Raw genomic sequence first — 24,149 nt, 5'->3', positions numbered from 1 at the left:
TTATCATGGAAAAAATTGGGTAAAGGCCAATACCACTGAACCTTTACCCAATTTATAATAATACTACTAATTTTGAGTTACCCCTCTATATTTCCATGTGTCTCCACCATCTTCTGATTCAAATACAATTCCATCGTTCTCCACTTTATCTGTTGTAACCATTATTATCAATGTTGTAGCACCTATTTGAGGCATATTTAAATAATCATAATCCTCTACTGTAAATCCATATTCTTTTGCAGATTCTGGTAATTCAGTAACCGTACTCATTGGCAATTTTATCTCACCAAATGATCTTCCTCCATCTTTTGTAATATATAGTGTAGAATCAGACTGAGATGCACCTGCAAGTCCTGCAATTCCAAAATTATCATCCAAAAACATCACCCCTTCAGCAACGCCTGCTTGATTATCAAAAGGATCTTCGTTAATTCGCTCCCAAGTATCACCGCCATCAGCAGTCCGTTCCATAACGTAAAATCTACTTCCAGCAGCCGCATCTACTACCACTAAACGCCATCCATTCTGTTCATCCAAAAAGAAATACATGGTTCCATTACTTTCATCCATTGTCCAGCTTTCTGCTTTTTTCGCTTTATCTACCTGCTCTGTAATATTTTTTTGATTTGATTCTCCCAGATCAATGCTATCAGGCTTCGTGGTATATTCAACAGATGTATCATTTTCTTGCTCTGCAACTTCTGTATTAGGCAACTGTTTCATATCTACCGTACCATCAAAATATAAAATGACTTGCTCATCAAATTGTTCTTCGCCTGACAGGATTACTTCTACATAGTCCTCATACCATGTAACTTTCCAACAACTACTGGTGATGCTTCCACCGTCATTGTCCAATTCAAAATCTGTTTGAGATATCTTATCTTTGCTTTCCATAAGGACTAATCGTCCACTTGCTGAACCAAAAGGCCAGTCTGGTTCTCCGACTGCCTGAAGTGTCAATTCGTATTTTCTATCTGGCGAATTCGAGGTATCAATAGTTATCTTCTTATAATTTGTAATATAAGAAAAGGATATCCCCAAAATTAAAATCATCGCACAAACTAAACCTATAAAACAAATAATAACTTTGAAATATTTCTTCATAATCAGTATCATCTCCAATCCATTTTAGTGTCCACGTATATCCAATTCCCTCAATAAAGAATTTCCACTTCCCCACGAATATACAATATAATAACTGTTGCCCTTTATTTCTTCTGAAAATTGTAGTCCACCGTGTTCAAGCATCTCAACAGACTGCCCTTCCTGAACTTCCACAAGATATTCCCATCCATTACTCCTGTACTCTGAATAGTAAGCATCCAATTCTTCCAAAGACAATTCACTCTTGATTAGAATTGCCCCGAAATATTGCATCCCATTTCCGTTTCCCGTCAGCTTTCCTGCCTTTGATATAGCTTCTATCAATTCTGTCTGTTCTGGCAAAGGTGTTTCACACAACATTTTCTCTACATTATATGCACAGTAATTATTGTAAACAGGAACCGATACAAATGCTGCAAGTATCAAAACAATCAAGCATATCCCCGCTATTTTTGTTTTTTTCATACTCTGCCTCCTTAATTCACATTGATACGATATTGATAATCTGGTATCTGCTTAATTCCATCATTCAGAATTTGATTCCCTAAATACTGAAAACTGCCATCCTCTGCAAACCTTACCGTAAGTTCATGGGTTATGACCGCATCATCACAAATGACCATATCACAAACCGCCTCCACAGTTAACGTGACTGTCCCATCTTCGTTATCTTTGATATCGACAACCTCCGGAAGGGAAGTTCCAAAGAAAGTAGGTGCATAATTAAAACATCCAAGTCGCACCCAATAATATGTCTGGTTTTCATCATCAAATTCTGCGTACTCCCGTATCTGCTCTGCTGTTACAGGGAGATACTCCATAATCAAACTCTCAAATTCCTCTTTTGGTATTCCATCCGGATAATCCTCTGAATTAAACGCTTTCTGATATTTCATTGCATACAGATATTCATACATTCCGTTGTAATCTAATTTCTCCATATGATTATAATCCCAATTAGAGCATAAAACGTTATTGCCTTGATAACCAAGACCTCTCACACATTTTTCAGACATTTCACGCTGTTCCTCTGTCATTGGCTTTACTCTGACTAGGCAGCTTCCATCCATAATTTCACTGACCTCTGGCGGTTCTGGCACACATAACTCATAGCAGAACCATCCTTTATCTGTATATTTCCACTCTTTTATTCTGGTGTAAGATATATAGGACATTCCCGGCTTGTTATTATCATCCCACCCACATCTTGCACTTACAACATACATATCCGTTCCATCATAAATGTATTTTATTCTACCTATTCCACCATCACTATGTATCTCATAAACTACTACAGAACCACGTTTTCCTTCCATACTCTCAGTAAGAAAATCGTCCACATTTTCATAATTTTCCATATTTGAGTATGTTATCAATGTTGTAATTGAACATTTCGTCTCTGCCAGTTTTTTTTGCATTTCAAAGACTATCTTATCACTCAATACAACATTGGATGCCGAACCTTTATCTGCCCCTTCATAAATATCAGAGATAAGTTCAATCATCGCTATGCAATCATTCTCAGCTTCTTTCGCTTCCTGTTCATCCACAGGAAGGTCATAGCCTTTTGACCATTGCTCTGCCGCTTCTTCCTCAGCCCCTTTTGTTTTCTCAATATAAGCTGATTCTTTTGTATCTTCTACAAGTGATTCACTTGCATTATTATCTTCTTTTCCACATGCACATATGAAGTACCCGATTATAAATATTATAAGCACTATAAAGTATTTTTTGCTTAATTCCATAATGTCACCCTTTCCTTCTTGCTATAGGTGGTAGTTCCAATTCTATTTGCTCTATAGAATTAGAAAGATATCTGAAAGTCCCATCTCCAAAAGGCTGAACTACAATCTTATTTCTAAAAGCAAGGTCAGAATTGTAATCCGGCCATACTCCGTCCACGATAAGTGTAATCGTTCCATCCGCATTTTCCGTATAGTCAACAACTTCCCCGAAAGGTGGATATGGACTGGCGTAAATCATTTCATACTCATAGCTATTACTACTCTCGTCATATTTACAATTTTTCCTTAATTGTTCTACAGATACCGGAAAATAAGTGGTCATTATATTCTCATATTCTTTTGCTGGAATCTTCCAATCTTCAGTTTTTAAATTTTCACCCGTGTGAATACGATAAATATCTTCAAACATACATGGCATCAATATGTCTTCCACATTGCTGCTATCCCAGTTTACAACGAGCATATTATAATTTACATAGCTTAATCCCGAAATGTATTTCTCAGTTAGTTCTCTGCATCTTTCGGAAAGAGGTTTTATCCTCCAATACTGCCTTAGACTTGCATGAGCCATAACTTCTTTATAGGCATAGATAAAATATCCTTTTTCTGTCAGTTTTATTTCAGCCACATCACTTACAGAAGTTCCTTGTATTTCGGGCACTCCGCCTTGCTTCCATCGAACCCCAATATAATAGTTCTGTAACTTTCCTTTCCGATAAATAAAGGTTACTGCTCCAATCAATCCATCTTTCTCTACCTCAAACACTGTAATCATCGAATCTTGACCATTCAAATAATCTGAATAAAAATTCTCAATTAGTTCTGAATTTTGCATATAAGTATCTTCTTCTACACTCACCAATCCTTTACTGCCCAAGTGTTCTACAACAACTTTTCGCTGTTCGCCAGTGAAGTCACTAATACCAGAAGAATAGTTTGGTGCATCTGAAATTACTATATCCACATATATTTCACTGACTGATTCAGCTGCTGATAATACCATACTTTGTAATTCTTTCTTTTCCTCATCTGTAATTAAACACTCCTCAGATTGAGGCACGAACCAATATACAGACTCCATAGAAGATTCCGTATCTGCTTCCTCTACCGATACCTCTTCGCTGTTCTCGATTTCTACAGGAGGTTCCCATACTTCCTCTGCTACATTTTGAGGTTTCTCCGTTTTCAATTTTTCCCAACAGACCGTACCAACTATAACAACAAACAAGAATATCAAAATTGGAAATCCGCACTTTCTAAGCAGCCATTTCACATCTTCCATCATTTACCTCCATATATTTCATCCCATTCCTTCGCTGTCAGGCGAGGTGTATGCCATGTTTCCTCACAATTATCCTCTGATGGTATAATTCGGTTAGACACATACTGTACTCCTCCATTCTCTAAAGGACGAACTACAACCTCATGTGCATATACTTTAGAATCCCCCACATACGGAAACACCACATTGGCTGTCAGAGTAAGTGTTCCATCACCGTTTTCTGTGAATCCGATTACCTCTGAATATGGGTATTCCGGATACTCTACTTCCTCAAATCCTCTCGGTTTATATTCATATGTTTTATCCTCTGCATTATAGATGGTTTTGGATTGCAATGTTTCACTATCAATATTGAAATAGGGCAGGATAACACGCTCAAAATCATCCTTGGGTATTTGATAAACAGCGCCAACTCCCAAATTGTCATCTGCAACATAAGGAATATTTGTCCCATAAACTTTTGGATAGAGCAGGTCAAACATATCGTAGAAATTCAATTCTCCAAAATCATCCTCACTCCAATCTACAAGAAACATATTATTCTGTTCAAATCCGATTGAAAGAAGATATTTCCGACTCAACTCCCGGTATGTTTCATCCAATGGCTGAACTCGTAATGCGGTATGCTCCTCTGCTCCACTTAATGTAAGAAGATATAATTCTTCTGAGAACCAGACCCCTGAAAACATAAGATATCCTTCTTTTGTATAGCTCCAATTTTCAGCCTGATAGCTTATTGTAGCCTCTCTTTGCATATTTCCGTTTTCATATTTATAACAGGTATTGACCACATTGACTTTTCCATCTTTTGTATTCAAATCATATTTGACAAATCCCCCTGAATAACCAACTTCAATAATTGTTATTTCAGCTTCTCCCTGTGTCTCTACAATCTCACAAAATTCTACTACCTGATCCGCTTGGGTCATATCAACTTGGTTTTTACTGTCAACAGCGGAATACCCATTTTCCCCAAACTGATTTACAATACTGCGAACCACTTCTAAATCAGCAATCTTGTTTTCCTCTGCTGCATTTTCATAAAGATGCAAACAAGTATTTATAATCTCCTCTTCATTTTCCTTCGTATTCTGCTGTTGAACTTGTACCTCATCTTCACTATCTACAAAAGGTACTTCTTCCGAAGATATATCACTACACCCAGAAACGCTAAGCAACGTCATAATGCTAATTACTATGAAACCACTCCTCCAAAACTGCACTATCCTTTTTAACGACATAGCCACTTCCTCCTCTTCCTTTTACATCCTCTACCATGCTGATAATCAATATAGGGTGTTCCACTGTATTATCTGTCGTATAAATAGCAAACCATCCCAGTTCCGTACCCGAAGTATCATCCTTCGATGCCTTAATCTCTGCGGTACCTGTCTTTCCAGCCAAAACAATATCATCCCGATGGGCTGCATATCCGGTTCCATGAGAATCATTCACAACTCTTTTTGTTCCTTCTAATACCCGGTTTGCTGTTTCCTTAGAAAATGCTCCCGGCATCCAATACGTGACAGCTGCTTCATTCTGATAAACCAAATAAGGTTTAATGATATTTCCCTCATTACAGAAAGCAGAATAGATACATGCCATATGCAAAGGATTTACCAAAACCTGTCCTTGTCCATAACCACTGTCTGCTAATTGTATTTCCGTTTCAATGTTTTCTGTATTAGAGTATTGTGATTTTGCCATCTTAATATCAAATGGAATCTCTTCATTAAATCCCAGTTCCGTCAATGAGCTTTCCATCTCTTCTGTACCAATTTTTAATGCAGCTTTTGCAAAATAAATATTATCTGAATAAATTAATGCATTCTCTAAAATGACAGGTTCATATGTATGAAGTGTAGTCACACAATAAGACCCCCATGAAGAATCTTTTTGCCAACTTAACCCTTCATTTCCATAGTCCTCCATCGGATCAATTGCTTCTGATTCCAACCCAATTGCTGCAATTATCGGTTTGAAAGTCGATCCAGGACACCATACCTGTCGAAAGCGATTATACATCGGCTTATTCTCGTCCTCGTTCAGTGCAGTCCACTGTTCATTAGATAACCCCATGATGAAATCATTATTATCATAGGACGGTGTACTGACCAAAGCCAAAACTTCTCCTGTATACGGGTTCATCGCTACAGAACAACTTTTATCTTCTTTAAACTGCTCATATAATGACCTCTGAAGTTCAGCATCTATAGTTAGTTGTATGTCCTTTCCATCCTGTACAAATATGCTCGCAAGTTCCGCTTTCTTGTTCCCATTAGAATCTACAATATAAATGTCGCAGCCGTTTTGTCCTTTCAGTTCTTTTTCAAATAAACCTTCCATTCCGCTTTTACCCATTACGCTATTGGCTGTATATCCCTCTCCCGCATGGTTCTCTAAATCTTCTGCGGTAACACTCTGTACATAACCTACTAAATGCGCAGCTGCCTCACCTAATGGATACTCTCGCACCTCAGTGTCAGATATCATCACTCCCGGAATTTCAAGCAATTTTTTTTGTCTTTCATTCTCTTTCAACACCTCTTCATCCGGCTCGATTTTCATTAACTCAATTTCTGCCACTTTAGGAATCGTTTTAATTGGTACAAAGGAATCTTCTTTTACCCACTTTGCAGACAGTATCTTTTCAATCACTTCTGGTTCAATTTCCAACAACTCTGCTATTTGCTGAATAGCTTCATCTCTATCTTCCAATTTTCCCGGTACAATTCCAACCGAAGATGCAACGCCTTTTCCGGCAAGAACCCGCCCATTTCTATCCAAAATATCCCCTCGATTTGCCTGCGTGGTAGAAATCTTTACCTTGTCTGTTGAACCTAATTTCGGAAAGATCAGTGAATCGTCCCATACCAACTCATATCCCTCTTCGTCCTTCTGAAAAATTGCCTCATTTTCAAAACTGATATTACCTGCTACCGTATCAAAAGAAGTTTGATAAGTTACTGCTTTTCGTTCCTCATCATATGCTGTAACTTCAATCTCCATATTGTCCACTTCAATACCTTCATAAATAGCCGAATTTCGCTTTACAAAATCATCCTGACTTATATTTCTTGATGCTTCAATGTTTAACATCGCATACATTTCTTCATACTCCTGCTTTGGAATATGATTCATATATTCAACTAAAAGTTCTTCTGGAGAAACCAATGTATTTTGCTTTCTATACAAAATGCCAATACATACAATAGCTCCAATAAACGTTATTCCCAACACAAATACCGTCAAACAAATTGTCGTTCTTTGTTTCTTTTTCCTTCTTACTCTACGCTTCACCTTTGTCTAACCTCCGTTCTTTACAAAATATATTTCCTACTCACCTTTAATATTACACTTGTAAGATTTTAAACTAAAAAAAATTCTCTCGTGTTAAATATTACACCCGTAATATTTTTGTGTCAAGCTAATATAATTTATGCTGGCAAAACACATGCATTTCCATGCTCTGCCAGCAAAACTATTTCTATTCCGTTACTACAAACTCCATCACTGCGAATTCTTTATCTGTCATATTATTCAACTTGGCAACTACCCGATTTGACAATTCTACCATTTCACCATCATCCAAATGCTTAATCGCTTTTTTAATATCACTTATAACCTTTGTCCTGCTCTTACACTCAAAAATGCAGATTAAATTAACTTCTTCTACTGTAAATTTATTATTCATCGCTTATATCTCCCTCTGATTTTTCTTTGTATTTTCCTGTACTTCATGTTCCTGTCCACAACCTTCCACCTGTGCTTTTTTCTCAGCCAATCTAGCTTTTAAGGAAACTTTTACCGCAGATTGTTCCTGATTCTTCTTGTTTGCTTCCCTCTGTGCTTTCTCTGCACCATTATTCAGCACATTGTCAATCATGTTATAATTTTGTTCTTCCATTTCTTCAATCTTGGCAAGAGGCTTGTATTCAGCCAATTTTTCCAGCAATACTTTTGCCCTTTGCATTTCGTCTGGCAAAGCTCCCTCGGAAATAACCTCGTTCAACCAGTCTGTAATAGGCTCCGTATTCCCTTGAACTATCATCTCGGAAATCTCTGACACGCTTTCCGTCATATTTGGGTTGTTGTTGCGGTAGGAATAAATATCATAATCATGGCTGAAACGGTCAATTTCCACAGCAAGCTGTTCTGCAGGTGTCAAATCCGGCATACGTTTCTCCCATACCTTTGCTTCCATATCTTCAGACATGACACCATCTATCTCCATTTCAGGCAGCTTTGCTACAAGCTCTGCAATGACTTCCATAGCCTTCGGTTCACCGGTTATACTTGGGATATGTTCTAATATCTCCAGATCAATCCGGTTACCCGATAACAGGTCAACTTCGTCATCCATATAGTTTTCTTCTCCCGGTCTGTGAACATTGATGCCGATTGCAGGAATGCCATGCATTTGTTCTGGCGGTATCTGTTTCCAGATAGCGATTGCCTCCTCTACTGTGGGAATATTCTCATAAAATTCTCCCAAATTATGAAATTCTCCACACTCGGATACCATCAATGTTACTTCAACCTCTTCTTTCTTCATTTCGCCCTGTGTATGCATCTGTTGTGTCAGCTCCTGCTCCCTTTCCTGCCGGATGCTCTCCAGATACTTCTCAGCCTGTGGCAGATACGTTTCCAGTGTCCCGGTACGTTGGGCAGTAATCGGATTGATGTCAACCTTTACCTCACCGATATGTAACCCGTCCTCATTAAACGCATTGAATAAGTCATCCTCTCTCTCATTCGTAGAAAGTTCCACTACCACATCAAGATCAGAGCTGTCCTTCTCCAAACCTCTACACCTGCTTCCTACAACAACAGCATCAATGATTGTGGCATCAATATCATACTCATCAATCTTTGCCTGTACATGGCATTTTATCGTTTCTTCTATTTCTGCCGGATTCATTTCACTAATGTCATGGAACATTTCATTGGTCTTTGCCCTGAAATCTGCTATGATGCTGCTCTCTTGATTTTTTGGTACAACTTCATTGGCTTCCTCAACCTTTTCCATCAATCCATCATAATCAATCGGTATCAGCTCATCCTTTTCCTTAATACTCCCTTTCGCTCCGTTATGGTCTGGAGCGGATTTCAAATCATCTATGATGTCTGTCAGTGCCTCCCTAATTGTCACATCCGGATTGTCATAAACTCCACCGTCAATCTCCTTATAATCGGCTCCCATAATGGAATAATCATAGCCTCCATCCACCTCTTGGATACTGATATAGCGGTCTGCAATCTGAAAGGCAAGCTCGGTTTCTTCCCCAATCTCCAAGGATTTCTTCATATCTGCAAGCACCTGTTCCTTTTCATCACCAAGGTCAATGATTTCATCCCCATCTTCCAACGTGTTGTCCGAAGTCTCCAGCTCCTGTTTCTCCGGCTCTGACTTCTGGACATCCTGTCCAGAGGTGTCAATCTCCGCTTCCTGCTCTTTTACTCCCTCCAAAGTCTGCATAAAATCAGAAAGTCCGGTAAATCCAAAGGAATCCACAAAATGAGCACTGTTTTTCCCATTCTGATGCAGGACCACAATATCACTGACAGACAGGGAATGCCCTCTGTAATCTTCCGGGTGGTCTATATTGAATTTCTCATAGATTGCTTCCAGCATTTCGCCCTCTGTCTGCTCTTGCAGTTCAGACAGATTTCCTACATAAATCAGTTCATAATTTTCTGGCTTGATAGCATCAAAATTGTCCTTTGTAATACCCATACGCTTTAAAGACTCTGTGCCCTCAAACCGCAAATGATCTAATTCCGGATTATGCTTCAACTGATAAATACCGTACTTGTCAGAACTGCCGTACAAAAGCTTTGCTTCTTTATTTATTTCATTGTCCGAAAGTTCAGCCTGCATAGAACGAAGTTTTCTTTCATTTTCCCAATCACCTTTTTCAATGCCAAAAATTCCTTCATGCTCCGTAATCTGTTTTCTATCTTCTACCGTGGTTTCCGAACCATCATTGTGTAACAGATACACGGGCAAATCATGGTCAAACAATTCCAATGCTTTCTCCTGCGTCAGTGGTAGCATTTCATTCCATGTATAACCGTACTCACGCATTTCAGACAAACCAATCATCGGGTCTGGAAGTGCATCAATCTCTGCCTGTGCATCTATGATAGTCAGACCCACATCCTGCTGTGCATACTCAAGCTGATATGCCAGTTTTTCTGCAAGCTCCCTTGTCTTATTCATATCATCGAGCTTATAAGCATAATTTACAATCAAGTTACTCTCATCTGATGTAAATATGGTTTTCTCCGCTTCCAACTGATTGATAAGCTTCTCTGCCTGTCCCATCACAGAAAGGTTACTGTCAATCTGTTCAGTCATTTTTGCTTTTACATCAGTAATCTCATCCGTATCAAAATTGTAACGAACATCAAGGTGGTATTCCTCAAATTCTCTTGATTTCTCATTGCCAAGCTCTGTAGTCCATGCACCTTTACTTTCCAAGTATGCCTGTATACTGAGTTTATCATCCTCACTCATGTTAGTAAGAGCAGCCACAAGCTCCTGCGTATCCATTCCACGGACATTGACAAGGCTGAACTCCGTCAAATCCTCATTCTGTATCAGCAGGATACACTCTTTACTCTGTTCCTTCTCTATGGCACGATTTAGCTGCAATTCCTGTAACGCTCCTTCAATTCCTGTAATAAGCTCCGATGCTGTCTTTCGTATGGTGTCCAGGGAAGATTTCAGTTCCTTCATATCCTTGCCACTGCTCCACCCTGCAATATAACCAAAGGAATAATCAGAGGTATCTATGCCAAAATGCTGGCATACCGTATAGGCAACGCTTTCTGCTTCTACTTCTTTTGTATTTCTGTCTTTTGCAGGTACTTCCATCAAATCATCCCGATTGATTTCCTTATTATGTAGCATGGAATGAGCTACCTCATGAACCATTGTCTTTAAAGTCTGGCTCTCGCTCATATTCTCCTGCACCGCAATCCGCTTTTCCTCTGTATGGAAATATCCTTTGGAATCGCCTGGAATATCCTCAAAGCCAATAGGAACCGGGGCAACATTCATAAGTGCCTGCACAAAGTCCTCATATCCCTCCACTGTAGATAACAACTCCTGTGCTTCCAGTTCCGGAATTGGCTTTCCGTCTGTCTGCGATACATCAAATACAGACACAGCACGAAACGCCGGAATCGTGACCTCTACCTGCTCCTTTTGAGGCATACCGTTTTCGTCAAACATCATCTCTCCCGTCACAGGGTCTAATTTATCCCGTTCCTCTTTGATTTTATAAGGAGCCGGGGCAAGAATACGGATTGCCTTTTCTCCTTTATTGACGTGTCTTTCAAAATTTTTCTGCCATGCTTTATATCCAGCTACAAGCGTTGCTTCCGGCTTTTGCATGGCGATAAGTAAAGTGTTGTTAAAGCTGTAATTATGAAATTTTGACATGGTGGAAAGATAAGTCTTGTACTTTTCGCTCTCAAATAGTTCCTTTAACCCTTCCTCCAGCTTGTCTGTGATTTCCTGTACTTTTTGTTTTTCTGTTCTTTCGTCTGCCATAATTTTTCTCCTTTTCAAACGCAAAAATACCGCCCTGTAAATTCACAAGACGGTATCTCAAAATTAAAAAAAGTGTATGGACTTGATTTCTCTTTTTCCATACACCTTTATGGTTAATATTTAGTTTGCTTTTAGAGCAACCTTAAAAGCTGCACAAGCTCATGAGGTTCTTCCGAATCCGTTGCGGTCTGCCGGGTATCAAATGTCTGGAAACGGTTCGCCTGATAGAATGACAGCAACCTCTCACTGTTCTCTGCTTCCAGAAAGGTTACCATTCCACCACCCATGTACTGCATCTTTTCAACAATGTCCCAAGCAAGTTCAAGCAATTCCTCACCAGTAATCTTTTTTTCTGCTCCATTTTTGAAATTCTTTCCAAGCTGCGCAATTAAATATGCTGACATTGTATATGTTTGTGACTGTTCGTCCAGCTCACTGACACGCATCAGCTTCTTTTTAACTGTATTACTTACTGTTTCACCTCTGACTGTCAGCGGCTTCAATGCTATGGTAAAATATCCTACCAATTCCATGCTGCTTACATCAAAGACAAGATATGTAACAGACTGGTTCTTTTTTGTAAATTCTATGGAGCTTTTCTTTAGAAAGCGTTCAACATCCGGGTTCTTCGGACAAGAAAAACCGGAGAGAACTTGAAGAAGCCTGCTCTCTCCGAGTTTTGGGTTATCACTATTGAGATATCGCCGTATGTTGATAACAGAAAATTTATTTGTTTCCAACATTTGCCTTCTCCCATTTTTCCATAAATTCTATCAATTCCGCTTCTTCCGTTATTTCCCTTGCGGATACCGGAACACGTACAGGACGGTTTTTGGCAGATGCTTCAATCGCATCAGCAAACATCTCCACCTGTTTCTGACCGGATATGATAAAATTCTTAGTGATACTTGAAGTTGCCATAAAAACACCTCCTTTATTAGTGTGGCTTATCTTCTCTTATTCATACTTCTTCAACTATATTTTATGATGTTATCCCAGCTTTTGCAACAAAATTTTTGTGAATTTTTTGTAGTATGCTTTTCAGTTATATAGTCACCTCTTTTCCTTTGTCCATCTGTTTGCCCGGCTTTTCAGCTCCGGCAACCTTTGCTTTCATCACCTCCAACTTCGCCTTCAGGGACACTCTTTCTGCAGGTGCATCCGCATACTGTCTGATGCCCTTATCCTGCTCTGTACCCACTGCTTTCTCTGCAATCGGAATATTCTTCGCCGGACAGTCTGCAACCTCTTTTTCGCTCTTTGGAGCTTCCGGCTCATCATCCATATCAATCCCATCATTGCCCTTTTCATCCATGTTAAGCAGGGCATTTAATGCAGACAGACGCTCCAACTTCTCTGCAAGCTCCGCTTCCTGCGCAAAAGGCTTGGTTACCTCCACCTTTGCGGTTTCAAGCTGATGCTCCACAGTTTCAAGTTTTGTCTGTGCTTCCATGAGTTGCTTTGGCATGGATTCCAGTGCATGGTTGATACGGGCAATATTTCCAATCGGGTCTGAACCGACTTCCAGATTGTGGGAAAGCTGACCTTTCAGGTTCATCACAAATTTGTGGTTGAACGCATCAAAAGATACTGCCATCTTAAAACCTGCATATTCGCCAATGACCGCAGGGGCATTGACTGTTTTTATTTCTTTGCACATCTCCACAAGGGCTGTTCCGGCTTCTTTTTTATCCGTATAGAGCTTGTCCCCCACTTTCATAGAAAACTGCTCTTTATCCACCGGAAGGTTTGCTTTCGCAGCCTGAATGTCTGCCTGCATCCCGCTGATACGCTCCTTTAAAATTGTAATCTGCTGGGGATAATGCTTTGCGATGTTGTCCTCCAGTCGGTATTTCTGACTGGTATGGTTTGCTTTCATAAGTTTCAGTTTTGAAACCTGAATATCGAGGTCCATCTTCTCCTTGATGTAAGGATTTCCTGTTGCCAGAGCCTTGACCTCCGCATAAGTAAGTGCTGCTTCATCCACATCCTCACAGGAACGTACCGGAGATTTGCTTGTCATGATCTGACCGATGAATTTCTGCTTGTTCTCAATGAGCTGCCACGAATAACTATCAAAGGTTCCTTCCGTCACATAGCGGAAAATCTTGACCTTTGGATTAAGATTGCCCTGTCGCAAAATACGCCCTTCCTGCTGTTCAATATCAGTCGGTCATTTTTTGCGGACAGTTCATACATGCTATCCTTTTCTGTTCTCTGCTCCTGCGTTTGCTCTCGTTTGATTTCTCCCTCCGTATCTTCTTGGCACAAGCAGGACAATACCTTGATGCACCAGAGCCCGGGACATATTCAACGCCGCACACCGTACAATTTTTAGCGGGCATTGCTGCCCACCGTTTTGTAGGTATGATATGTAATTCATCGACAAAGCCGATGAATTTATAGTAAATCTTGATTTCCTGCTTCACTGTTCCGTCTGCCATCTTCTCACGCTCCGAAACAAGTATCTTGTCTATGAGTGCGTTTATAACTGTTGCATCCAGTTCTTTTAAGCCTTGATAATTTCGGATAAGGGCGAGGAAGTCACGGATTCCCCGTGATTTCTCGTAGCTTTCATTAAGAGTTTCCGTCACCTCTTTCAGCCTTGCTTCAATTTCAAGCTGCTCTTTCTGGTATTTCCCCGACATCATCTCAAAATTCCGCTCGGTAATACGCTCCATGACCTTATCCTCGTAGAGAGAGGAAAACAGCCTGTCCAGTTCCGCAAGGCGTTTGTTCAGCTTCTTACGTTCTTTCTCTAATGCTTTCGCCCTGCTCTGGTCTGTTTCCGTGAGCCGCTTTTCTATGGCCCTGACCGCCTTTTCATCATTCACTGCCATATCCGCAAAACAGTTGATGTCGGCAAGAACGGCATTGAATAAATCCCTTGCTTCTATATTGTGGGCACTACACTCGCTTCTTCCGTTTCTTGCATAATTATTACATGAATACTGTACACAGTCGATAATCTCTGGGCGTTTCCTCCTGTGTACGTTCATTGCCCGCAGAGCACATCCGCAGTCCACACACTTGATAACGCCTGCAAAAATATTTACAAATCCTCCCTTGTTCTGTGGAAGCCTACGACTTGTAATAAGCTGTTGGACAATATCAAATTCCTCCTGCGTGACTATTCCCTCATGGGTATTGGGTATCACTTCCCATTCTTCGGGCAGCTTAGAGGGGCGTTTCTTGCTTTTCATATTGGCGGCAATCCGTTTGTAGCCTACAAGATTTCCCGCATATATCGGGCTTCTTAAAATGCTCCTCACGCTGTTCCCACTCCAAATATAGCGTTTGTCCTCGTTCCCCTCAAAATGACGTTCAAAGCCTGTTTCGCCACGCTCCGCCGCATAAGCGGCAGGGCGTAGGATATGCTGTTTATTAAGATGTCTGCAAATTTTGGCAACTCCATTCCCTTTTAATGCAAGGTCGAATATCTCTTTTACAACATGTGCCACTTTATCATCTATCAGCAGATGGTTGTGGTCGGCAGGGTCTTTGATATAGCCATAAGGGGCGGTAGTTCCCATGAATTTCCCCTGTTGAAACCTCGCCCGATATGCCGATTTTATCTTAACAGATATGTCAGCGGCATACATTTCGTTTAAAATGTTGCGGAAAGGCGTGATGTCCATAGCAGATTTATTCAAGGTATCTACGCCGTCATTGACCGCTATATACCTCACGTTATGCTCTGGGAAGAAAACTTCCAGATATAACCCACAATCAAGATAGTTTCTCCCCAGACGGGATAAATCTTTCGTAATCACGCAGTTTATCAGACCGCTTTCAATGTCTTTTATCATATTCTGGAAACTTGGTCTTTGGAAATTTGTACCAGAATAACCATCGTCCACATACGTTTTTGCTATGTGCCATCCCTGCTTTTTCACATAATCCGTGAGGATGGATTTCTGTGTCGCAATGCTCGCACTCTCGTTATCCGTACCATCGTCTTTAGATAAGCGGCAATAAATGCCGACTAAATAGATTTTCTTTTCTTCTTTGATTCCTGCCATACTGTAAAACCTCCGTATCTGTCCTATCTGTTTTCATGTCCCATTGCGTACATTCTAAGCGGACAGCCCCTCATTGTCGAAGGTGTCGCCCTCGGCAATCTTCTTCCGAATATCCTCGGAGATAATCGGGACAAACGCTTCTGTAACGGTCTGTGTGCCGACATATTCACGGCTGATTATCATCTGCACTGGTGCTTTTGGCACGATACGCTTTCTCTTTTTATCTGCTTTCTTATCCTCGCCCATACTTAAATCTTCCTTTCCAGACAGGGCAGGGAAGAGTTTGGAAATGTCCCCGCCCTGCCAATCAGATACCATTAATCCTCGCTGTTTAATTCTTTCTGTAATGCTTTAAGGAGTGCCGCCGCTTCATCAGCGTTCAGCGTGATTCCCTTGCCGCACTTTTCACGGTTCGGGGAAAAGCTGCGGATGTCATACTTCGGCTCTTTCCCATTCCATGAAATGAGATTGATTTCCTTTGTGTAGCCACTGTCGCCCGTAGACAATACTGCGATTTCCTTTACGATTTCATACTGGATTTCTCTCATTCTCCATACCTCAACTCTCTGTATTTACTTCCCGAAAAAAGAAGATTAGCGGCTGTCACGGTTGCGTTTCCTCTGCAACTCACGCTCCAAAAGTTTGATGATGGTTTCCTCCATCTGCTTCGGCGTTGTGTTCTTCGGAAAGTATTTTTTCAGCTTGCTTGTGTTGATTTTCAAGGTTTCTTTCTGGTTGCCCTTTTCCTCCGTCATAATCGCAAATATCGTATCCATGTCAAGCCGCCCGCTCTGGCTTAACTGTTTCATCCGCTGTGCCTGTGAGAGTGAGGGCGTTGCTTCTTCGCTCTCCATCGTGGCAAAGAGGTTTTCCTGCTCGTCTTTCTTCAAGAAGGACAGTTCCACCGCAGGCGTGAGGGCGATTTTCCCCTCGTCCACCATCTGCAAAATCGGCGGTATCAGTTCCGTCAGGCGGATAAAACGCTGCACGGTCATCCTGCCCACGCCGAAGCCCTGTGCCACCTTGTCGTCCGTCCGCAACTTCGTCACAACTTGTGACGAGGTTAAGTCTGTGCGGAAACCCTGCCGCTTCATGGCTTCGGATTTCATCTTGTAAGCAAACGCCCGCTCCGATGGCAGGATATTCTCACGCTGCAAATTGCTGTCTACAAGGGTGATGATGGCTCGGTCACGGTCTAAGGGCAGGACAAACGCAGGCACGGTATTTATCCCTGCAAGTTCAGAAGCACGGACACGCCGCTGTCCTGCAATCACTTCATAACCGTCCCCGTCCTCTTTCGGGCGTGTGATTATCGGCGTGACAATGCCAAATTCCTTGATGCTTTCCGCTAACTCTGACAGTGTTTCATCTTCTGCCACATGAAACGGATTGTCGGGGAACGGGTACAAGTCTTTGGTCTTTAACACCTTAAAATCCTGTTTCTTCATTCACATATCTACCTTTCTTTCGCTCTGCTTCTATGATTTTTCTGCAATTCTTCCAACACTTCGGGCGGTATTTTTGACAGCAGCCGCCCCATCTGCTCGTTGGTTCTCTGCAATTCAAATATCTTCTGATTCGCTTTCTGCACCTTTAGTTCCTGCTCGTACTTTTCATCACGCATACGCCCCGCATAGTCTGATTCCTGCCCAATTCTCTCTTTCAAACTGTCGATATACGCCTGCTGTTTCCCGATTTCCTTAGAGAATTTCTCCACGTCTGGCAGCCATGCAGAGAGTAAATCTAACGCTTTATCCCTTTTCTTCCCTGCGTTAAAGGCGTTGATGTCGGATAGGGCAGACACGATTTCTTCATACTGTTTATCAAGCCTGCCGCCTAATTTATAGAGCCATGTGGGGACGTGTTTCCGCTTGGTTTCCATTGAGGACTGCCCCCGTTCAAGCTGATTCCACCGTGAGGACATCCGCTCATGGTAGGCGGTCTGCCACTCGGATAATGATTTCTGGTTGCCTAAGATAGCTTTCGCTGACAGCTTATTGTCTGGCGTAATCGGCACAAAGCAGAGGTGCATATGGGGCGTTCTCTCGTCCATATGGACGACAGCGGAGAGGATATTCTGCTTTCCAACACGCTCCGAAATGAAGTCAAGAGCCGTCTGGAAATACGCTTTTTGTTCTTCGGGCGGTAACTGGTTCATAAATTCTGGTGAAGCTGTGATGAGCGTTTCCACCATCATCACGCTGTCTTTCCTTGTCCTGCACCCCGCTTCGGCTACCATGCGGTTAATCTCTTTCTTGTAGGTGTACTTTGGTGGTGCTATGAGATGGTAATTGTTTTTAGAGCGTTCCATATCTATATCTGGGTTGCTTTTGTAGGCTTCTTTCTTCCGCTCGTTGTGGCGTTCACAAGCCGCAACGCCGCCCGCTTTTCGTTTCTGGAAACGCAGGATTGCATAAGGCATAGGCGGATTCCTCCTTTCTTTCGGCGGGTGACCGTCCTTTGGGGTGACAGCGGTGACGGTGGTGACAGCAGTTTTGGGATACCCCCTGCCGACTGCCGCAACTGTCACCCTCACCCCCTGCATGACGGTCATGTCGATGATGACGGTGTTTTTGGGATACCCCCCTCGCAAGAGCCGTCACCGTCATGCCGCCATTCTTTTATCCGAAGCCGTAAGGCGTAGGATAGCAGGGCACAGCCCTGCCTTAAGGGAGTCCAGAGGGAACGTCTGGCACACGACTTTGCAGGGCAAAGTGTAGTGTGTTACACCCTGTAAACGCAGTCGGAAAAATCGGAATGATTTTTCTGACCGCAGGGGTGGTTTTACACGACCGAAAAGGGCGAGTAAATCTCACGCCTGCATTTTGCGTTTACGGGGTGTTCTCCCGTAGGGATGACAGCGGCAGGGTATCCTAAAATCACTGTCACCACCGTCACTGCTGTCACCCGCAGGGCAGAGCCGCCAGCTTTACATGGCTTTAAGCGTCAATGACAGTAACAGGGGGGTATCCTAATATCGCTGTCACCACCATCACCGCTGTCACCCGCCCTCCTTGCAAGGGCAATCCGCCTGCCGTCTTTCCTGCGGCTGTACTGGTAGCAGATACGGTTCTCGCTTAAAAATGTGGTGCGGTATTCATTCAGCCATTTCGTAATCACCGTGGGTATGGTTTCCGTTTCCCCCATAGCGGCTAACAGTTCCGTTGCCGTGCCTATCCATTCTTCCTTATCCCTCATAAAATCCACCAACCGAAAAAGGACATCTGGTATCGTTTCTTTCGCAAGCTGCTCCTGCGTTTTCCGCTCCACAAGCTCCCAACGGCAATCACGGAAACGCAGCGTGTATTCCTGATAAGGCGTGTCCCTGCCCGTCACATACAGCTTGGCGGTGTCAGACGCACGTTTCTCCTTTTCCAGAACAAAGGTAGCGTCCGCACTCCCCGTTAATCCTGTCGTCCCAGACACCTTGTTGAACACGTCGCTGTCATTCTGCTTTCGGATGTGGTGTACGACAATGACCGCCAGAGAGTGCCTGTCGGCAAAGTCTTTGATGAGGGAGATGTCCCCATAGTCGCTTGCATAGGCATTGTCTTTTGAAGCTGTACGGACTTTCTGCAAGGTATCAATGACAATGAGCCTGCTGTCTGGGTAATCTTTCAGATAATCTTCAAGCTGCACGATAAGACCGTCTGACAGCTTGCAGCTTGCCACGGCAAAGTGGAGCCGCCCGCTTGCTTCGTCCGTCAAACGAAATAACCTGTCCTGTATGCGGCAGAACGTGTCCTCAAGGCAGAGGTAAAGCACATCGCCCTCCATTGTCGGCATATCCCATAAAGGGATTCCCTGCGACACGCATAAGCATAGCTTCAGCATGAGCCAGCTTTTGCCTATCTTCTGTGAGCCGCAGAACAGCGATAAGCCTGTCGGGATAAGGCTGTCCACCACAAAGGATGGTTTCTCAAGCGGTTCATAAAGGAGCGTTTCGGCGTTGACTGTCTGTAACTTCTGCATGGCTTTCCTCCTTTCGGGCGGTGTCTTTGTTTTCGTTGCACATAGGCGTTGACCTCCTTAAAAATAGATTTACTCCCACGGAAAAAAGTGAGAGTATGTAATGCCGCCAATCCCACACAAATAAAAAACAGATTTCTTTTTCGGGCGGTGTCGGTCACGGTTGGAGATATTTCTTCAATTTCCGCCTTTACTTTCTCCTTTGCAATCGCAACAGATTTCTGTATTGCCGAAGCGGTGCAATGCTCCATAGCGGCGATTTGGTAAAAATTGAACTCATACTCGTAGTAGAGCAGGAAACGCCGCCTTTGTATCTCTGGAAGGCTCCCAACCGCCTTATAGAGCGTTTCATTCCGTTCTTCCTCAACCATGCGTTCATCAAGGCTCTTAGGCACACGCAACGCCCGTCTGTAAAGGGTTTCGTCCCATACCTCGTTAAACTCCCTGTGCCGCTCGTCCCATTAGAAAAGATTCCTGTTCCTGCGCTCCATCTGCCGAAACTCCATAAAGAACTGTTCCGACACTTCCAACTCGTGGGATTTGCCCTGCCCGTCCTTAAAGCTGATAAAATACCTTGTGCCGCTTTCCGTGGATTCCTCCCGAAGCGTGTATGCCTTAACCCTGTATGCCATCCTGTTGTCCTCCTGCAAAAAATGAGTGAGGGGATTTCCATCCCTCACCCAGTAGCCCGCAGGATGGCAGGCTGTTTTAGAAGCTATAAAATTTTCCGCAGCTTCTTCCGCAGATGGTCTAACCTCGCATAGATGGCACCAGTCGTCAAATGCACAAGCGGGGCAATCTCCTTTGTGGAATACCCCTGCATTTTCAGCAGGACGATTTTCAAGGTACGCCCGTCCACCGTGACTAATACTTGATAGAGATTTTCGCTCTCAATCTCTTCCAGTAACTCCGCAACCGTACCCACTTCCGCCTGCCGCTCCCTGCCTGCCATGTCCTCAAGATATTCCGCAACGTCATTCGTCCATCGGTAAAACCGCCTGTTGGAATTGAAGTCTGCCCTGTCCGCCATGCGTATCTGCTCAATGGTCGCTTCATCAACGCCGCACTCACGCAGCAGCTTTTCCTCCGCTTCTTTCCAGATACGCCATTTCCTGTCCTCCCGTCCGTGGTTGTATGCCATTCTTACTTCCTCCAATCAGAATTGATTGAGAGGGCAGAGAAAAGCCCCCTCATCTTCCCAAAGGAAAAAACAAGGGGGCTGAACGCCTTAAATTTTAATTTTCTATTATCTTTCTTAGTTTTATTAGGATTCTGGCTTTGCGTTTGTTTACAACGCTCTGGGTTATGCCCAACCTCGCCCCGACTTCACGCTCGGAAAGTCCGTCAAAAAAGATTGCCTGTATCAGCTCCTGTTCACTATCCGACAGCAAAGGCAGGGCGGCTTTCAGCCTGTCCACCATGACCGCATTGACAACGGTTTCTGCAATGTCCACCGCTTCATCAGTGATAAAGTCCAGAGGATTCCCCTCGCTGTCCGTAAATCCGTCGAGAGATAGCAGTCTATTCTTTGTATCTAATTTTTGCAGATAACGCCACCGTTCCTTGTCACGGTAGAAGTCTGTGTATTGCTCCCTCACGACTTCAAGCAGACAGCCTTGAATGGGGATAAACAGCTTGTCCATATAGGTCTGGTCGGATTCCCTGCAACGGCAGAACTCCGTGTAGGATAATTCCACATAGCCGCCACTTTCTCTGATATATACCTTTCTTGGTGCATATTTCACCATAAATACCTCCCATCTGAATTTTTGAAATGTAAAAAATCCAGATGGAGAGGCGGAGAACGACACCGCATATCAGAAACAGCCCTACGGCACTTTCCAACAAAAATCGACAAAAGAAAAACCGCAAAGGCTCTGTGACCTTTACGGTTATAGGAAATAGTAATTCTATTGTATGGAGATTGTACTTCTACTTTCAAGGTGAGAAGTACCGTTGCACTGGCAGAAATTTTTTTAACTGGTTTCCTGCCGTTCTCTGATATGCTATGTATTGATAAATTTTGCTTCGTATGAGCAGATAGATAACTGCCCGAAAAAAGGACATAAAAAAATCCCTCCAAATTTAAAAACAAATTCAGAGGGTAATTTAGGGTATAACAAAATAACCCACCCGAATATCGTTTTTTTTATTTGGTGAGTTTGTTCTTTCAAATACGAAACAAAAAGAGCCGATGATTCGTGAATTGTTCCACAATTTCATCGGCTCTGCGTCTTAAGCGTCTGGCTCTTTGATGACAGTTATCTTCAAGTTGTCAACTTTAATCAATCTTTCTTGTCTGCATTTTGGACAATAAAGGGGATAATTCTCCAAAACAGTGTCCTTCCTAATTTTATTACGGGTTTTGCTCCCACAAACAGGACACAATATCCATTCGCATTTCATCATAATTAGTCTCTAATCCTTTCAAATCTCATTTTATATGACTTTTGCAAGCTGTTAAGCTAACTTGTGGAACATATGCCGAACCTTATCTATACGGCTATTCGGGCGGCGGGGTTGGCAAATAAATTTACCAATAGCTGGCTGGTATCCTTTTAACTCTGTCAAGCAGACTCCCTGCCCATTTGTGAAATAAGTTAAATCGTTCCTGTATTCTTGAATACATCTAGCAGGGATTTCTCCTTTCAGAATGACCTCGTCATTCTTTATCTGAGTACTTACAATATCTGCACAATACCTTGGAGCATCATGATACGCCCGTGAGAGATATTCCTGCGGTGCATAAATTTCAAAGTGGAGATATGGCTCTAATAGTTCTGTCCCTGCTTTTTTTAAAGCCTGCTCCAATACGATAGGGGAAAGCAGCCGAAAGTCTGCGGGGGTACTTACAGGACTATAATACAATCCATATTCAAAACAGATTTTACAGTCTGTCACTTTCCATCCATACAGCCCCTGCTCGCAGCCATAAAGAACCCCCTCCATAACCGCATTTTGGAACGATTGATTTAAATATCCAAGTGAAACTCTGCTTTCATACTGCACTCCGCTTCCAATAGGGAGCGGCTCTATGGACAACCCGACAGAAGCCCAGAAAGGATTTGGCGGGACTTCTATGTGGATGGTATATTCTGCTTTTCTAAGCGGTCTTTCCATATATATAACAGTAGGCTCTTTTATTTCTGCCTCCACATGATATTTTTCCTCAAGGATGGCACAAATGACTTCCATCTGCACATTCCCCAAAAAAGAAAGTATAATCTCATGCGTTGTAGTATCCACATAATATTTTAAAAGAGGGTCGCCATCTGAAATTTCTGTAAGTGCCCCAAGCAATATTTCCCGCTGTTCAGATTTCTTTACTGCAATCGTTGTTTGGAGCATAGGGAGAGGATTTTCAATAAATTTTCTCTGCGGCAACAGTATTTCGTTCCCCAAAATACTGTTTAGCTGCAAAACATCATTTGGTAAAATTACAATATCACCAGAGCAGGCTGTATCGGATGAATATAATTCACCGTTTGTCGGAACACACATCTCTGTGATTTTTATTTTCTCTTTTTCAGATATTCTAATAACATCCCTCAAATGCAATGTTCCGCTATATATACGCACATAAACAAAACGCCGCCTTTTCTCTGAATATTCAATCTTAAAAACCTGCCCGCATAGTTCAGATTGACCTTCAGGCGTTGATGAATAAAATTTACTGGCAATTACTTCTATAAGCTGCCGAATCCCCAGATTGTTTTTAGCGCTTCCGTGATAAACGGGAAATAACGTTCCGTTTTGGAATCTCCTGTTTTCTTCCTGTTCCAGTTCTGACATTTTAAACGGTTTCCCTGACATATATTTCTCTAATAGTTCATCGTTTCCCATAATTACCGCATCCCACTGTTCCATATCGTCATTGTCCGTTACATTTATATGGGGATGCTGCCCAACCTTTTGCTTCACTATAATTTCCGAAGAAAGCTTTGCTTTCATTTCCCGATATACCATTGGCAAATCAATCCCCTCTTGGTCAATTTTATTGATGAAAAAAATTGTCGGAATCTTCATTATCTGTAGTGCATGAAACAGTATACGGGTCTGTGCCTGTATGCCATCCTTTGCAGAAACTAATAATACTGCTCCGTCTAATACGGATAAAGAACGGTATACTTCCGCCAAAAAATCCATATGGCCTGGCGTATCTATAATGTTGACTTTTACATCCTCCCACTGAAAAGATGTCACTGCTGTCTGGATAGTGATTCCCCTTTGACGCTCCAAATTCATTGTATCTGTCCTTGTTGTGCCTTCATCTACGCTCCCTAGTTCTGCAATTGCACCACTGGTATACAATAAACTTTCCGTTAATGTTGTCTTTCCTGCGTCAACGTGAGCCAGAATGCCTAAGTTAATTATTTTCATGTGATTTTCCTCCTATCAACACCCAAAAAAGGGCATAAAAATACCCAGTGATAAATACTCCTATCACTGGGTAAATAACTCCA

At 42.3% G+C, this 24,149-nt stretch carries 20 protein-coding genes and 2 pseudogenes; all 22 read right to left on the bottom strand.

Annotation, left to right across the window (positions count from 1 at the left end; genetic code table 11):
* Positions 1-66: 66 nt before the first annotated feature.
* Entirely contained in the window at positions 67-1,125 is a 1,059-nt protein-coding gene (locus LA360_RS01765; RefSeq protein ID WP_330411419.1) for a WD40/YVTN/BNR-like repeat-containing protein, read from the bottom strand.
* Between the two features lie 6 nt (positions 1,126-1,131).
* Positions 1,132-1,572, bottom strand: coding sequence for a hypothetical protein (locus LA360_RS01760; RefSeq protein WP_112483082.1), 441 nt, complete (start codon positions 1,570-1,572; stop codon positions 1,132-1,134).
* An 11-nt stretch (positions 1,573-1,583) separates the two neighbouring features.
* Positions 1,584-2,852, bottom strand: a complete 1,269-nt coding sequence (locus LA360_RS01755) for a DUF6070 family protein (protein ID WP_225537264.1) — start codon at positions 2,850-2,852, stop codon at positions 1,584-1,586.
* A 4-nt stretch (positions 2,853-2,856) separates the two neighbouring features.
* Entirely contained in the window at positions 2,857-4,134 is a 1,278-nt protein-coding gene (locus LA360_RS01750) for a DUF6070 family protein (RefSeq protein ID WP_112483084.1), read from the bottom strand.
* Complete coding sequence (locus tag LA360_RS01745; protein WP_112483086.1) at positions 4,134-5,375, bottom strand: DUF6070 family protein; 1,242 nt, start codon at positions 5,373-5,375, stop codon at positions 4,134-4,136. The genes LA360_RS01750 and LA360_RS01745 overlap by 1 nt, the downstream gene beginning before the upstream one ends.
* Positions 5,323-7,434, bottom strand: coding sequence for a penicillin-binding transpeptidase domain-containing protein (locus LA360_RS01740; protein ID WP_112483088.1), 2,112 nt, complete (start codon positions 7,432-7,434; stop codon positions 5,323-5,325). Before LA360_RS01740 ends, LA360_RS01745 begins: the two co-directional genes overlap by 53 nt.
* A gap of 187 nt (positions 7,435-7,621) precedes the next feature.
* Positions 7,622-7,828, bottom strand: coding sequence for a transposon-transfer assisting family protein (locus LA360_RS01735; protein WP_112483090.1), 207 nt, complete (start codon positions 7,826-7,828; stop codon positions 7,622-7,624).
* A 3-nt stretch (positions 7,829-7,831) separates the two neighbouring features.
* Positions 7,832-11,695, bottom strand: coding sequence for a YodL domain-containing protein (locus tag LA360_RS01730; RefSeq protein WP_112483092.1), 3,864 nt, complete (start codon positions 11,693-11,695; stop codon positions 7,832-7,834).
* A 131-nt stretch (positions 11,696-11,826) separates the two neighbouring features.
* The gene (locus LA360_RS01725; RefSeq protein WP_002582170.1) at positions 11,827-12,438 is read right to left on the bottom strand and encodes a hypothetical protein; all 612 of its coding nucleotides are present in this window, start codon (positions 12,436-12,438) and stop codon (positions 11,827-11,829) included.
* The gene (locus LA360_RS01720; RefSeq protein ID WP_002582171.1) at positions 12,422-12,616 is read right to left on the bottom strand and encodes a hypothetical protein; all 195 of its coding nucleotides are present in this window, start codon (positions 12,614-12,616) and stop codon (positions 12,422-12,424) included. The genes LA360_RS01725 and LA360_RS01720 overlap by 17 nt, the downstream gene beginning before the upstream one ends.
* A 124-nt stretch (positions 12,617-12,740) precedes the next feature.
* Positions 12,741-13,835 (bottom strand): hypothetical protein, encoded by a 1,095-nt coding sequence (locus LA360_RS01715; protein WP_330411424.1) that lies wholly within the window; start codon positions 13,833-13,835, stop codon positions 12,741-12,743.
* A gap of 25 nt (positions 13,836-13,860) precedes the next feature.
* Positions 13,861-15,717 carry a recombinase family protein gene (locus tag LA360_RS01710; protein ID WP_001820670.1) on the bottom strand — a complete coding sequence of 619 codons (1,857 nt, stop codon included), beginning with the start codon at positions 15,715-15,717 and terminating at the stop codon, positions 13,861-13,863.
* Positions 15,718-15,771: 54 nt separating this feature from the next.
* Complete coding sequence (locus LA360_RS01705) at positions 15,772-15,963, bottom strand: hypothetical protein (protein ID WP_001820669.1); 192 nt, start codon at positions 15,961-15,963, stop codon at positions 15,772-15,774.
* A 71-nt stretch (positions 15,964-16,034) separates the two neighbouring features.
* Positions 16,035-16,265, bottom strand: a complete 231-nt coding sequence (locus tag LA360_RS01700; protein WP_001206986.1) for a YdbC family protein — start codon at positions 16,263-16,265, stop codon at positions 16,035-16,037.
* Between the two features lie 45 nt (positions 16,266-16,310).
* Positions 16,311-17,165: a ParB/RepB/Spo0J family partition protein gene (locus LA360_RS01695; RefSeq protein WP_000743700.1), complete on the bottom strand. Its 855-nt coding sequence runs from the start codon at positions 17,163-17,165 to the stop codon at positions 16,311-16,313.
* 8 nt (positions 17,166-17,173) lie between these two features.
* Complete coding sequence (mobV, locus tag LA360_RS01690) at positions 17,174-18,139, bottom strand: MobV family relaxase (protein ID WP_001820668.1); 966 nt, start codon at positions 18,137-18,139, stop codon at positions 17,174-17,176.
* A gap of 517 nt (positions 18,140-18,656) precedes the next feature.
* Positions 18,657-19,689, bottom strand: a pseudogene (locus tag LA360_RS01685) (AAA family ATPase).
* Positions 19,690-19,843: 154 nt separating this feature from the next.
* Positions 19,844-20,318, bottom strand: a pseudogene (locus LA360_RS01680) (RNA polymerase sigma factor).
* 83 nt (positions 20,319-20,401) lie between these two features.
* Positions 20,402-20,827, bottom strand: coding sequence for an RNA polymerase sigma factor (locus LA360_RS01675; RefSeq protein WP_000323895.1), 426 nt, complete (start codon positions 20,825-20,827; stop codon positions 20,402-20,404).
* 94 nt (positions 20,828-20,921) lie between these two features.
* Positions 20,922-21,431 carry a sigma-70 family RNA polymerase sigma factor gene (locus LA360_RS01670; protein WP_105116765.1) on the bottom strand — a complete coding sequence of 170 codons (510 nt, stop codon included), beginning with the start codon at positions 21,429-21,431 and terminating at the stop codon, positions 20,922-20,924.
* Between the two features lie 490 nt (positions 21,432-21,921).
* Positions 21,922-22,092 carry a cysteine-rich KTR domain-containing protein gene (locus LA360_RS01665; protein WP_004614788.1) on the bottom strand — a complete coding sequence of 57 codons (171 nt, stop codon included), beginning with the start codon at positions 22,090-22,092 and terminating at the stop codon, positions 21,922-21,924.
* Positions 22,093-22,146: 54 nt separating this feature from the next.
* Positions 22,147-24,066 carry a tetracycline resistance ribosomal protection protein Tet(O) gene (tet(O), locus tag LA360_RS01660; protein WP_000691758.1) on the bottom strand — a complete coding sequence of 640 codons (1,920 nt, stop codon included), beginning with the start codon at positions 24,064-24,066 and terminating at the stop codon, positions 22,147-22,149.
* Between the last annotated feature and the right edge of the window lie 83 nt (positions 24,067-24,149).

The organism is Enterocloster clostridioformis (assembly GCF_020297485.1).
GTDB lineage: Bacteria > Bacillota > Clostridia > Lachnospirales > Lachnospiraceae > Enterocloster > Enterocloster clostridioformis.
Note: the sequence above shows the minus strand (reverse complement) of the source record. Positions and strands in the feature narration are given on the sequence as shown.

Bases quoted from the DNA above. Each gene is read 5' to 3' on its own strand.
- LA360_RS01760 (WP_112483082.1), bottom strand. From the start codon at position 1,572: ATGAAAAAAACAAAAATAGCGGGGATATGCTTGATTGTTTTGATACTT.
- LA360_RS01755 (WP_225537264.1), bottom strand. From the start codon at position 2,852: ATGGAATTAAGCAAAAAATACTTTATAGTGCTTATAATATTTATAATC.
- LA360_RS01750 (WP_112483084.1), bottom strand. From the start codon at position 4,134: ATGGAAGATGTGAAATGGCTGCTTAGAAAGTGCGGATTTCCAATTTTG.
- LA360_RS01745 (WP_112483086.1), bottom strand. From the start codon at position 5,375: ATGTCGTTAAAAAGGATAGTGCAGTTTTGGAGGAGTGGTTTCATAGTA.
- LA360_RS01735 (WP_112483090.1), bottom strand. From the start codon at position 7,828: ATGAATAATAAATTTACAGTAGAAGAAGTTAATTTAATCTGCATTTTT.
- LA360_RS01730 (WP_112483092.1), bottom strand. From the start codon at position 11,695: ATGGCAGACGAAAGAACAGAAAAACAAAAAGTACAGGAAATCACAGAC.
- LA360_RS01725 (WP_002582170.1), bottom strand. From the start codon at position 12,438: ATGTTGGAAACAAATAAATTTTCTGTTATCAACATACGGCGATATCTC.
- LA360_RS01720 (WP_002582171.1), bottom strand. From the start codon at position 12,616: ATGGCAACTTCAAGTATCACTAAGAATTTTATCATATCCGGTCAGAAA.
- LA360_RS01710 (WP_001820670.1), bottom strand. From the start codon at position 15,717: ATGGCAGGAATCAAAGAAGAAAAGAAAATCTATTTAGTCGGCATTTAT.
- LA360_RS01705 (WP_001820669.1), bottom strand. From the start codon at position 15,963: ATGGGCGAGGATAAGAAAGCAGATAAAAAGAGAAAGCGTATCGTGCCA.
- LA360_RS01700 (WP_001206986.1), bottom strand. From the start codon at position 16,265: ATGAGAGAAATCCAGTATGAAATCGTAAAGGAAATCGCAGTATTGTCT.
- LA360_RS01695 (WP_000743700.1), bottom strand. From the start codon at position 17,165: ATGAAGAAACAGGATTTTAAGGTGTTAAAGACCAAAGACTTGTACCCG.
- mobV (WP_001820668.1), bottom strand. From the start codon at position 18,139: ATGCCTTATGCAATCCTGCGTTTCCAGAAACGAAAAGCGGGCGGCGTT.
- LA360_RS01675 (WP_000323895.1), bottom strand. From the start codon at position 20,827: ATGGCATACAACCACGGACGGGAGGACAGGAAATGGCGTATCTGGAAA.
- LA360_RS01665 (WP_004614788.1), bottom strand. From the start codon at position 22,092: ATGAAATGCGAATGGATATTGTGTCCTGTTTGTGGGAGCAAAACCCGT.